Below are 10,785 nucleotides of genomic sequence, written 5' to 3'. Positions count from 1 at the left end.
GCGCTCTGGTCCATCGCCAGCAGCCACTCCTCCAGTCGCTCCTGAAGATCGCTGTCGCTTAGCCGCAGCTTATTGCGCAGCGCGCACTCCCAGATAATCAGCACCTTCCAGCCGCTCTCCTGCAGCTGCCGGACATAGCGGTTGTCGCGTTCAACGTTACTGTTGATTTTGCCGACCCAAAATTCTGTGCGCGTCGCCGGCACCTTAAAGAGATAGCAGTTGTGGTGATGCCAGAAACAGCCGTGAACAAAGATAATCGCCTGCTGCTCCAGCAAAACGAAATCGGGACGGCCTGGCAGGTTTTTATCCTGAACGCGGTAAGCAAAGCCGCGATCCTTTAACAGCTGCGCCACCCGCAGTTCGATGGCGGTATCCTGCTGGCGTATCGCACGCATATTTTTGCTGCGGGTCGTGCTGGAGTGTACATCGGCCATGGCGTCTCCTTTTTGCCCTATCTATCAACTTTAGTCGGACTCAATAAAAGCGAAAGCCTCCGCTGCGGTTAACGAGGCGGCGACCGGCGGGTAAAATCCCGACGATGCGTCATGCAGGCGGCCTTTAGGCATCGACCGCCAATTTCTTCGAAGCCAGAGGAGTGTTAGCATAGCCCGTTCACAGTTAAGGAAAAATGCATGCTTGCCGATGACGCCACCGCAATGACGGAACCCGCTTCTCCCCTGCTCTCTCCCGATAGCGAAACCGCTGACCTGATGCGCCAGGTGCTGGCGATTTATGCCGCGCGCGATTTAGCGGCAAAATTCCATCAGGTGGGCTTCCGCGACTGGACGCCGCAGCAGCTGACGCGTCTGCGGCAAAACAAAAGCGCATTGCCGCCGCTGAGCGAAGGCGAATTAGCGCTGTTGCGCAGCCTGCTGCCTGCGCGTCCCGCCCATTACGACAACCCGCAGTTTCGTTTTATCGATCTTTTCGCGGGCATTGGCGGCATCCGGCGCGGTTTCGACGCCATCGGCGGAAAATGCGTCTTCACCAGCGAGTGGAATAAAGAGGCGGTGCGTACCTACAAGGCAAATCACTACAGCGATCCGCAGGAGCACCGCTTCAACACCGATATTCGGCACATCACCCAGCCCGCAGGCCTGCGCGACGAGGCGGCCATCTATCGCCATATCGACGCGGAGATCCCCGATCATCAGGTGCTGCTGGCCGGTTTTCCCTGCCAGCCCTTTTCGCTGGCGGGTGTGAGCAAAAAGAATGCGCTGGGGCGCGCGCATGGCTTCGAATGCGAAGCCCAGGGTACGCTGTTTTTCGACGTGGCGCGTATTATCGCCGCCAAAAAGCCGCCGATCTTTGTGCTTGAGAACGTCAAAAACCTGAAAAGCCACGATCAAGGCCGCACCTTCGCCGTCATTATGGCGACGCTGGATGAGCTGGGTTACGACGTGGCCGATGCCGATGCCGACGCGCCGGATGCGAAAATTATCGACGCGCGCCACTTCCTGCCCCAGCACCGCGAGCGCATCGTGCTGGTCGGCATCCGCCGCGACTATCCGTTCAGCAAAGCGCTGTCGCTGCGTCAGATTGAGCAGCACTATCCGTCCGCGGTGCCGAGCCTGCAAAGCCTGCTGGAACCCGAGCCGGAGGAGAAATATATTCTTTCCGCGCAGCTGTGGCGCTACCTCTACGACTACGCCAGAAAACACAAAGCGAAAGGCAACGGCTTTGGCTTTGGGCTGAACGATCCGCGTAAAGCTGACGTCTGCGTACGCACCCTGTCGGCTCGCTATTATAAAGATGGTTCGGAAATCCTCATCGATCGCGGCTGGGATCAGGCGCTGGGCGAAGCGGATTTCAGCAATGCGGAGAATATGGCGCGTCGGCCGCGTCGCCTCTCGCCGCGCGAATGCGCGCGCCTGATGGGCTTCGAAGCGCCAGGCGAGCATCAGTTCCGCATTCCGGTTTCCGATACGCAGGCCTATAAGCAGTTCGGCAACTCGGTCGTGGTGCCGGTTTTCGCCGCCGTAGCACAGCTGCTGCTCCCCATTATCAGGCAGTTAAATAACGCATAACAGGGCCAAAGTTTCGCTTAGTAACGCGCATTATGCTGTTTTTCCAGCAATGCGCCCTCTGTCACAAAGTTGTCACGCAACCGGCGAATACTCGCTTTTATTTTCGGGTTGCGCTATGTCCACCATCACTCTTCTTAATCGCCGTTTTCGTCTGCGTAAGCCGGGGCTTCCCGGCTGGCTCAGCAGTCTGCGCGGCAATTTCACCCTGTTTGTTATCCTGTTCTGCCTGCTGCAGGCGCTGGGCGTTACGCTGCTTACCGCGCAGGTCAATCATACACAAAGCGCGCTGGCGCAAACCGCGGAACTGCGGGAAAGGCTGGCCCTGCTTGATAAAGCGCGTATCGAACTGCTGACCGCCAGCGACGACAGCCATCGCGCGGGTATCTATCTGATGCAGGACCAGCAGAGCGGCTCGGTGGACAGCTGGAAAAGCCTGGCCGACAGCGCCAGCGCGTCGCTGCAGCAGGCGAAAACGCTTTTCGCCCGCTATCACGCCGCTGACAACAGCCCGCTGGCGCAGGGCTTTACCCTGCTGGCGCAAGGGCTGGAAGAACAGCTGAAAGGGTTAAAGGATAACCAGATTGACGCCTTTTTTATGGTGCCGATGCAGGCCTATCAGCAGCAGTTCAACGACGCCTGGTTCGCTGAAATCGACGCGGCAAACAAAGAGCTTGGCGCGGTAAATCACCGCACGCTGGAGAGCATGACCCACAGCCGCAACCTGTCGCTTATCGTCAGCGCGCTGCTTTTCTCGCTGCTGATTATCGGCGGCGCGCTGCTGGCGCGCGGCGTAATTACGCCGCTGCGTCACGCCAGCCGTCAGCTGCAGCAAATAGCAACCGGCGATCTGCTGTCGCCCCCCGCCGCCGGACGCTTACAGGCGCGTGAGACGCAGCAGCTGTTCAGTGCCATGGCGGAGATGCGTCAGGGACTGTGCCATATCGTGCATGAGATCAATACCATCGCCGCCAGCGTGGCGGCAGGCGCGGGCGAGATGCAGCAGCATAACGCACGCGTCAGCGAGCAGCATCAGGCGCAGAACGCCAGCTTTACCCATCTGTCTCAGCGGCTGCGACGCGTCGCGGAAGAGGTGGAAACCAGTGCGCAGGTGTCGCAACAGGCGACGCAGCAGGCCTATGACGCCGATACGCTGATGCAGCAGTGCGTTTCGCGGGTGGATGAGATGGAGGCGCAGATGCGTCAGATTGTCGACGCCTCAGGGGATATCGCCGGTATCGTGGAGATGCTGGAGAGTCTGTCGCTGCAAACGCGCCTGCTGGCGCTTAACGCGGCGATTGAATCGGCGCACGCCGGGGTTTACGGCCGCAGCTTTTCCGTGGTGGCGAAAGAGATCGGCATGCTATCCAGCCAGAGCAGCGGTTCGACGCAGCGCATTGACGGTCTGATTCAGCATACGCAACAGCATGTCACGGAGGGTTTTAACAAGGTTAAAGTGCTGGAGAAGCTGTTCCAGACCATTAGCGGCGCCGTGGCCGCTATCGCCGGACAGCTTCAGGCGCTTCAGCAGAACGCAACGGCGCAAAGCAAGCGGGTCAGCCATATCGCCGCTGAGGTCCATAAGCTGGATGAGACGCTGCAGGCCAGCACCGGACTCAGCACGCAGCAGCAGCGCGCGGCTGATACGCTTCAGCAGCAGGCGGCGCGACTGGCCCAGAGCGTGCAGCAGTTCCGCATCTGATATGCCTGATGAGCGCCCATAAAAAAACCCGTCTTGCGACGGGTTTTATTTATTTCTTTTTCTTGCTCTGTTTCTTCAGCAGAGCGCGTAGCTGCTTGACCTCATCCGCGGAGAACGCGTTTGATGCGGTCTCTGCCGTATCCTGGTTATCTACCGCCGATGCGGTGGGCGGCAGCAGGCTCTCCTGCAGACGCTGAACAATCTCCTGACTCATTGAGATCTGATTTTCCAGCGCCAGCTGTTTAATCTGCTCCTTCAGCGCCGGATCAATCTTAATCGTCAAATTTACCGTATCAGTCATTCCGTTACTCCCTTCGTTATTTATCCACAACGTAGCGGAAGTCACTAACGTTTAACAGACTGTCATAAAAATTTAATATTAGGCGCGTATAGGGCTAAAATCGCGCAGCACCGATTCGTCGATGCTGGTGAGGTTGCCCTGTAGCTCTGCGCACAGCTTGGCCATATAGCCCACCAGAAAATCCGCATTATGCTGCGCCAGCGCCCTGCCCGCCTCGGTTTGCATCGTATCCGGCAGCCGCAGCAGCTTCTTCTGGAAGTGATCGAGCGTCCAGTTTACATCGTTAAGCTCGCGCATTTTGCCGAGCGGATCGTCACTGTCAAACAGCGGACGATTCAGCGCGCCGGCCGTGTAGAACACGCGCGCCAGGCCAATCGCGCCCAGCGATTCGAGACGATCGGCGTCCTGAACGATTTTCGCCTCCAGGGTTTCCGGCGTAATGGCGGCGCTAAAGCTGTGCGCTTTCACCGCGTGGCTTACCGCGGGGATCAGCGCAGCGGGAAAGTCGGGGAAATCCTGCGTCAAAATGCGCGCGGTCTCTTCTGCGGCATAGGTAGAAGCCAGATGGCGTTCGGGATGATTTTTCGGCAGGTTCACCACGTCGTGAAAATAGCAGGCGGTCAGAACCACCAGCGGGCTGGCATCGCTGCCTGCCATAATGCGTTGGGCACTCATCCAGACGCGGCGCAAATGGGCAATATCATGCGCCTTGTCATCATGAACCCAGTTAATCTGAAACCAGCTTTCGAAGCGCGTTTGCCAGAGTGAGAGCGACATGGCTTATCTCCCTGTTAATGTTTGGGTATCGGTCTTAACATCAGACCGTACGCAGTGGGACGTCATCTTACCGAGTAGCTGATGACAAATTTTTGACACAGGGTGGTTTTAATTCGCTGTGATAAAACCGGTTTCGAAAAAAAATGAGACCAGGATCGTGTTATAGCGCTAATTCAAGCGCTATCCCAGTTTTTAACAAACTTTCAGCATTAACCCATATCAATTATCTTAAGCAAATCTTATTAATATTGAGCAAAACCGCCTCGTCACTTCCCTCTCTGTGGACAGAACCAGCGGCGGCATCTTCCAGAATGAATCAGTATATCTGCGCTTTGTGAAGGTTAAAGAATCTGAAAAGGTTTCAAAAACGCCCGATATAACGTACTGTATTCGGGTTATACCAGGTAAGGGACCACTTAGTAGACTCGGTCTGGTGCGTTTTTTGCATTTTCGCTTTTTCCTAAAGGCAAATCGTTGTGTTGCCGTTACTGTAAGGCGACAAATTGTTAAGCAGATTGATGTAAATTCATCACGGCTGAGCGCAGGCGCAGGACAGCGATTGAATGTGTGTCAACCGGGCTCTATTTATATTCAGAGGTAATCCATGAAAGAACGGCCGATTCTTTTTTCCGAACAGCGGGTTCGCGCCCTGCTGGTTGGCCAGCAAACCCAGACCCGGCGCATCATGAAAACGCAGACTTTCGGACCGGGTCAGGATCATCATGAAGGCGTACACGCCTTCGACGTTAACGCTAACCATCTGCATGGCTATAAGCTGATGTCGATGGCCGATATCAGCCAGCACTGCCCCTATGGCAAGCCGGGCGATATTTTGTGGGTGCGCGAGACCTGGCGCGGCCCTATCGTGCCCGAAAGCGATCTGGCGGAGTATGAACGCGATCCATCACCGTTCCGCCTGCCCGCATTTTGTCAGTACCGCGCCGACAACAATGAGCTGGGACACCATACCCAGGGCGGACCAGAAGCCGATCAGTTCGGCTGGCAGACCGCCATCCATATGCCGCGCTGGGCCAGCCGCATCAACCTGCAGATCACCGCCGTACGTGCGGAGAAAATCCAGGATATCAGCGAAGATGACATTATGGCTGAAGGGGTGCAGACCGATTCGCACTTCCTGAATAACTTCTTCACCATGAATATGAATGCGGAATCGCCTAAAGAGGCCTACCGTAAAGCGTGGCAGAAGCAGTACGGCGCCACCAGCTGGGAAGTCAACCCCTGGGTCTGGGTGATTGAATTTGCGCGCGTCGAGCGCAATTAATACTGCTTTGCGGGCTGAATCACAGACAAATTGCATGCTAAACGGTTGAATAGACAGCTTTCATCCCTGCAGCCAGATCAAGGTGCCAGCGACCGTTTCGGATGCTGGCATTTTTTCTGGCGCGTCAGGGTCGCGAGGGAAATTCTTCAGCGAGTACTGCGATGTTTAAATGGCCGTGGAAAAACGATAATCGCGCTTCCTTTGTTGAGCTGCCCTGGCAACAGGGGCTGGCACAGCCGGTATTTAGCTGGCTGGACGAGGATGAGCAGCAGGCGCTGATCGCCATGGCGCAGCGTTTCCTGCAGCAAAAAAAACTGGTGCCGCTGCAGAATGTCGAGCTTGATGAATTACGCAGCGCGCGCATCGCTCTGCTCTTCTGCCTGCCGGTGCTGAAGCTGGGGCTGGAGTGGCTCGACGGCTTTCACGACGTGCTGATCTATCCAGAACCTTTTGAAGTCGCCGACAGCTGGGAAGATGAACAGGGCCTGGTGCATCACGCCGCCGCCGTTCATGCCGGACAGAGCTGGACGCAGGGCCCGATTGTGCTCAACTGGCTCGACCTTCAGGATGCGTTCGATCTCTCCGGCTATAACCTGGTGATCCACGAAGTGGCGCACAAGCTGGACGCACGTGGTCGCGGCTACACCAGCGGCATACCGGTGATGGCGCTGCGTGATGTCGCTCTGTGGGAAAAAGATCTTCGCGCCGCCATGGATGAAATCGAAAATGAGGTTGAGCTGGTTGGCGAACAGGCCGCGACCATCGATCCTTACGCCGCCAGCGATCCCGCCGAGTGTTTTGCCGTACTGTCCGAATACTTTTTTACCGCGCCGGCGCTGCTGTATGAACGCTTCCCGGCGATGTACCGCCATCTGAGCCAGTTCTATCGTCAGCATCCGCTGCCGCGTTTAGCGCAAAACTCGCCGCATTCCGCTTAATCCGCGATCGCTTTGCTGCAAAGCTAGCCAGTTGAATGCTAATGTGTTTTTCACTGTTGACACGCCGGAGCGCGGCCATTAATATGCGCCCCATCGAAACGATTCCTCTGTAGTTCAGTCGGTAGAACGGCGGACTGTTAATCCGTATGTCACTGGTTCGAGTCCAGTCAGAGGAGCCATATTAAAGAAGCCCGCTCAGGGAAACCTGAGCGGGCTTTTTGCTGTGGTGACTTTGCCGCTAACGGACTCAGAGTTCGCGGCGCGCAAACGCCAGCATCCGCTCCGCCAGCGCCTGCGGGGTCTGCATCGGCAGCAGGTGACCAGCGCCGTCGATAATCTCCACCTCGCCCTGCGGCAAATGAGTGCGCATCACTTCCCGCTGCGCCTCAACGCCCGGCACGTTACCGTCTTCGCTGCCCAGCACCATCATGGCGGGCAGCTCAAGGCGGCCGATTTGCTCGCGCAGATCTTCCCGGCTGCCGTGTAGCGCCCAGGCGCGAAAGGCGGCAGGCGCGGCGCTTTGCGCATCGGCAATCGCTACCTCGCGCAGCACATCCGGCAGAGGCGCGGAGCAGGCGCCGTCGACAAAGGTTTCCGCCTGCTGACGCGTTCCCTGGTACTCCGCCTGCGTCTGGCGATCCTGCTCGCTCATCGGCTGCGGGCCAGGCGGCGAAGGCGCCACCAGCACCAGCCGTTGCAGATAGTCAGGCTGTCGGGCGGCAAGCGCCATCGCCACTTTCCCCGTCATAGAGTGACCGACAAGGATCACCTTTTCCAGGCGCAGCTGGCGGATAGTTTCATCGACCTGGTTCGCCATTGAGGCTACATCGTAACTTTCAATGTCGGTTGCGCCGCCAAAGCCCGGCATATCCAACGCCACGCAGCGGGAATGACGATCGAGATAAGGCAGCGCTGGAAACCAGGTGCGGTGCGAGCCGCCCAGATAGTGCATCAGCACAAACGTCGTTTCGCCCTCTCCCTGTAAGCTGTAAGGCAGCATAAAACCTCCTATATCAGGGTACCGTTGATGTCGCCCAGCTGTGCTATAGCTGCCTCGCTATAGCCCGCCTGCCGCAGCGGTGCGACAATTTCGCCTGCCAGATCGGGCACATAGCCGATCAGCAGCTCGCCAGCGCCGTGTAGCGTCACCTCTTCCAGCGCGGCGGGCAGCAGCAACGATTCAGCACGACCCAGCGTCACGCTGACGCCGTTCGCTTCTACCGTTAGCGGCTCGCCAGTGTTGGACACAATACGCGCGCGGCTGAAGCTGAAACGCTGCGACTCGCTAAAGCGCCAGCGTTCCAGCGCAAAATAAGGGCCAGCACAGCAGAAGAGCCGCGTCAGGCCGCCCTTCTCAAGCGTCAGCCCCGGCTGCGGCGTGCAGCGCAGCTCTGGCCGTAGCTCCTCCAGCAGCGCATCGATATTTTTTTCCCACTCTTGCTGAGAGAGGCGCGAACCATCCTCCATCTGCCACGGCATCGCATGCTGCTGGATATTGGAGGTCTGCTCAATTTCATAAATGAGCGTGTCGGGACCAAAGCTGTGCAGCATGCCGCCTGGCACGTAAAAAGTATCGCCCGCTTTTACCGGCACCCGGTACATCACCGCATCGTAATCCTGCGCCAGCAGTGCCGCCTTCAGTCGGGCGTTGTCTACGCCGTCGCGTACGCCCAGCAGACAGGTCGCATCAGGCGCGGCCCACAGAATATGCCAGGCTTCGGTTTTGCCGTTCGGCTGCTGCTCCAGCTTTTGCGCCAGCGCGTCGTTAGCGTGGAGGTGAACCGGCAGCATGCCGGTTCCGTCGATAAATTTGCTCAGCAGCGGGAAATGCGGGCCGCGCCAGCCGGGCGCGACCATCTCGTCGGGGTAGCGTTCGGTGAGCTGGCGCAGCGTCTGACCCGCCAGCTCGCCGTTGGTGACGCTGGCGATCATGCCGTCAACGTCACTGATTTCCCAGCTTTCCGCAATGCGCGTCTCAGGCAGACCCGCTTTTCCCAACTGCTCTCTGATACGCTGTCCGCCAAAAATATGGGTGGCGAGCGGCGTAGTCAGCTTTAAAGGATAAGCGTTCATATTTCTCCCTTACGCAGGTTTAGATAACCGCGACACCGCCTGTGACCGCAATGGTTGCGCCAGAAATGTAGCTCGCCTCGTCGCTGGCCAGCATAACGTAGGCAGGCGCCAGTTCGGCAGGCTGTCCCATGCGCTGCAGCGGAACTTCACCACCGAAGCTTTCCACCTGTTCAGGCGGCATGGTTGACGGGATCAGCGGCGTCCAGATAGGACCGGGCGCAACGGCGTTGGCGCGAATGCCTTTCTCCGCCAGCAGCGCTGCAAGGCTGCCAGAGAAGTTAACAATGGCGGCTTTGGTCGCTGAGTAGGCGATCAGCTTCGGTTTCGGCTGGTCGGCATTGATCGAAGCCGTATTGATAATGGAGCCGCCAGAAGGCATATGCGGCACCGCCGCCTTGCAGATATAGAACATGGCGTAGAGATTGGTTTTCATCGTGCGATCGAATTCTTCATCGCTAATCTCATCCAGCGACATACGCGTCATCTGGAAAGCCGCGTTATTCACCACGATATCGATCTTGCCGAAACGCTCGGCCGCCTGCGCCACAATGCTGCGGCAATGCTCCGCTTCGGTAACATCGCCTGCGATCAGCAGCGCCTGCTGGCCCGCCTCTTCCACCAGCTTCGCCGTGTCTTTTGCGTCTTCATGCTCATCCAGGTAGGAGATCACGACATCCGCGCCTTCCCGGGCATAGGCGATGGCAACGGCGCGACCGATGCCGGAATCACCGCCGGTAATAATGGCGGTCTTGCCTTTCAGGCGGCCAGAACCCTGATAGCTGGTTTCACCATGATCGGGTTTTGGATCCATTTTCAGGATGCTGCCGGGCCATTCCTGCTGCTGCGCCTGCTGAGGATGTTGTGGACGATCTGTCATACGTTCTCTCCTTTTAGTGACTCTTTCACTGTCGTTAATGGAGCTGAATCGTTATCAGCCTCGAGTCCTAAGTGTAGCAGCCATGACAGAATCGCAAGGTGAAGTGCTAAGCGTAACGGGTTGAAGGCACAACGAATTTATCTGAAACAAAATGAAAAAAGCCCGCACAGAGCGGGCTGTGCGGGCCTGAAAGCGGCAACAAGCGCGTCGGCTAGAGTAAATCTTCCCATGTCATAATCAGCTTTGCCGGCAGCGGCTGCGCCAGCAGCGATTCATCCGGTTTCCAGCTTTCCCAGTCGCGAAAAGCGGCGAAGTTCAGGCCGGTCAGTTTCTCCAGCGCGCTGACCGTAACGCGGTACTCATCGACATTAGGCCGAGGCGCATCCTGCGCATGCGGCAGGACGCGGCGCGGCTCATCCAGCAGATCCGCCTGGCTGACCAGCAGAGCGGTCGCCTGCGGCTTGCCCGCCGTGTTAATGCGCAGCACCACCTTCCAGAACATCAAGGGCACCTGCCATTCAGCATACTGTCGCCACTGGTCATTCAGCACCGGCCCGGTCAGCACGCTAACCTTACGCTTCGACTCCAGCACGCCCGACTCAAGGATATAGCGCTCCACCCCCTGCCAGTACTGCAGGCTCTGGTTGAAGCGAAAATGCTGCGGCGAACAGTTGGTGAAGTGAAAAGTATCTTTATTCGCGCGCACCGCTTCTTCCGCCGTACCCCAGGTGGGATCGCTGCGGCGCGTAAGATGGCCGCGATCGAACCAGCGGCTGTATTCGCTGTAAAAGGCCTGACCGGTGGTGTAGCG

Annotated in this window: 11 protein-coding genes and 1 tRNA gene; 5 read left to right on the top strand and 7 right to left on the bottom strand. The window is 57.8% G+C overall.

Features of this window, described 5'->3' with window-relative positions; translation table 11 throughout:
• On the bottom strand, positions 1 to 434 hold a 434-nt coding region (locus B3797_RS09905), incomplete at its 3' end, for a DNA mismatch endonuclease Vsr (protein ID WP_311790988.1).
• A 198-nt stretch (positions 435 to 632) separates the two neighbouring features.
• On the opposite strand from B3797_RS09905, the gene dcm reads away from it, so the two are divergent.
• Both dcm and B3797_RS09895 read left to right on the top strand, forming a co-directional pair.
• Positions 633 to 2,027: a DNA (cytosine-5-)-methyltransferase gene (dcm, locus tag B3797_RS09900; protein ID WP_414693059.1), complete on the top strand. Its 1,395-nt coding sequence runs from the start codon at positions 633 to 635 to the stop codon at positions 2,025 to 2,027.
• A 115-nt stretch (positions 2,028 to 2,142) separates the two neighbouring features.
• Positions 2,143 to 3,726, top strand: coding sequence for a methyl-accepting chemotaxis protein (locus B3797_RS09895; RefSeq protein WP_311790987.1), 1,584 nt, complete (start codon positions 2,143 to 2,145; stop codon positions 3,724 to 3,726).
• A 49-nt stretch (positions 3,727 to 3,775) separates the two neighbouring features.
• Here the strand turns inward: B3797_RS09895 and B3797_RS09890 are convergent, their stop codons facing one another.
• Together B3797_RS09890 and B3797_RS09885 are read right to left on the bottom strand one after the other, a co-directional pair.
• On the bottom strand, positions 3,776 to 4,027 hold the full coding sequence (locus B3797_RS09890) for an Arc family DNA-binding protein (RefSeq protein ID WP_311782471.1): 252 nt from the start codon (positions 4,025 to 4,027) through the stop codon (positions 3,776 to 3,778).
• Between the two features lie 78 nt (positions 4,028 to 4,105).
• A complete protein-coding gene (locus tag B3797_RS09885; protein ID WP_311790986.1) occupies positions 4,106 to 4,804 on the bottom strand; it encodes a phosphohydrolase in 699 nt (232 codons plus the stop codon).
• Between the two features lie 604 nt (positions 4,805 to 5,408).
• Between B3797_RS09885 and B3797_RS09880 the strand changes: the two genes are divergently transcribed.
• From B3797_RS09880 to B3797_RS09870, 3 genes are all read left to right on the top strand, one after another.
• Positions 5,409 to 6,086 carry a hypothetical protein gene (locus B3797_RS09880; RefSeq protein ID WP_311782473.1) on the top strand — a complete coding sequence of 226 codons (678 nt, stop codon included), beginning with the start codon at positions 5,409 to 5,411 and terminating at the stop codon, positions 6,084 to 6,086.
• A 161-nt stretch (positions 6,087 to 6,247) separates the two neighbouring features.
• Positions 6,248 to 7,024, top strand: coding sequence for a DgsA anti-repressor MtfA (mtfA, locus tag B3797_RS09875; RefSeq protein WP_311782474.1), 777 nt, complete (start codon positions 6,248 to 6,250; stop codon positions 7,022 to 7,024).
• A gap of 103 nt (positions 7,025 to 7,127) precedes the next feature.
• Positions 7,128 to 7,203: transfer RNA gene (locus B3797_RS09870), tRNA-Asn, on the top strand.
• A 68-nt stretch (positions 7,204 to 7,271) separates the two neighbouring features.
• Here the strand turns inward: B3797_RS09870 and B3797_RS09865 are convergent.
• The 4 genes from B3797_RS09865 to B3797_RS09850 all read right to left on the bottom strand — a co-directional run.
• Positions 7,272 to 8,024 (bottom strand): alpha/beta hydrolase, encoded by a 753-nt coding sequence (locus B3797_RS09865; protein WP_311790985.1) that lies wholly within the window; start codon positions 8,022 to 8,024, stop codon positions 7,272 to 7,274.
• Between the two features lie 8 nt (positions 8,025 to 8,032).
• On the bottom strand, positions 8,033 to 9,097 hold the full coding sequence (locus tag B3797_RS09860; RefSeq protein WP_311782476.1) for a class I mannose-6-phosphate isomerase: 1,065 nt from the start codon (positions 9,095 to 9,097) through the stop codon (positions 8,033 to 8,035).
• Between the two features lie 19 nt (positions 9,098 to 9,116).
• Positions 9,117 to 9,974 (bottom strand): glucose 1-dehydrogenase, encoded by an 858-nt coding sequence (locus B3797_RS09855; RefSeq protein WP_311790984.1) that lies wholly within the window; start codon positions 9,972 to 9,974, stop codon positions 9,117 to 9,119.
• Positions 9,975 to 10,185: 211 nt separating this feature from the next.
• Positions 10,186 to 10,785, bottom strand: a 600-nt coding sequence (locus B3797_RS09850; protein WP_311790983.1) for a DNA/RNA non-specific endonuclease, incomplete at its 5' end; no start/stop codon positions are given.

This window comes from Pantoea sp. UBA5923 (assembly GCF_002431095.1).
In the GTDB taxonomy this organism is placed as follows: Bacteria; Pseudomonadota; Gammaproteobacteria; order Enterobacterales; family Enterobacteriaceae; genus Pantoea; species Pantoea piersonii.
Note: the sequence above shows the minus strand (reverse complement) of the source record. Positions and strands in the feature narration are given on the sequence as shown.

Bases quoted from the DNA above. Each gene is read 5' to 3' on its own strand.
- B3797_RS09895 (WP_311790987.1), top strand. From the start codon at position 2,143: ATGTCCACCATCACTCTTCTTAATCGCCGTTTTCGTCTGCGTAAGCCG.
- B3797_RS09885 (WP_311790986.1), bottom strand. From the start codon at position 4,804: ATGTCGCTCTCACTCTGGCAAACGCGCTTCGAAAGCTGGTTTCAGATT.
- mtfA (WP_311782474.1), top strand. From the start codon at position 6,248: ATGTTTAAATGGCCGTGGAAAAACGATAATCGCGCTTCCTTTGTTGAG.
- B3797_RS09855 (WP_311790984.1), bottom strand. From the start codon at position 9,974: ATGACAGATCGTCCACAACATCCTCAGCAGGCGCAGCAGCAGGAATGG.
- B3797_RS09860 (WP_311782476.1), bottom strand. From the start codon at position 9,097: ATGAACGCTTATCCTTTAAAGCTGACTACGCCGCTCGCCACCCATATT.
- dcm (WP_414693059.1), top strand. From the start codon at position 633: ATGCTTGCCGATGACGCCACCGCAATGACGGAACCCGCTTCTCCCCTG.
- B3797_RS09890 (WP_311782471.1), bottom strand. From the start codon at position 4,027: ATGACTGATACGGTAAATTTGACGATTAAGATTGATCCGGCGCTGAAG.
- B3797_RS09865 (WP_311790985.1), bottom strand. From the start codon at position 8,024: ATGCTGCCTTACAGCTTACAGGGAGAGGGCGAAACGACGTTTGTGCTG.
- B3797_RS09880 (WP_311782473.1), top strand. From the start codon at position 5,409: ATGAAAGAACGGCCGATTCTTTTTTCCGAACAGCGGGTTCGCGCCCTG.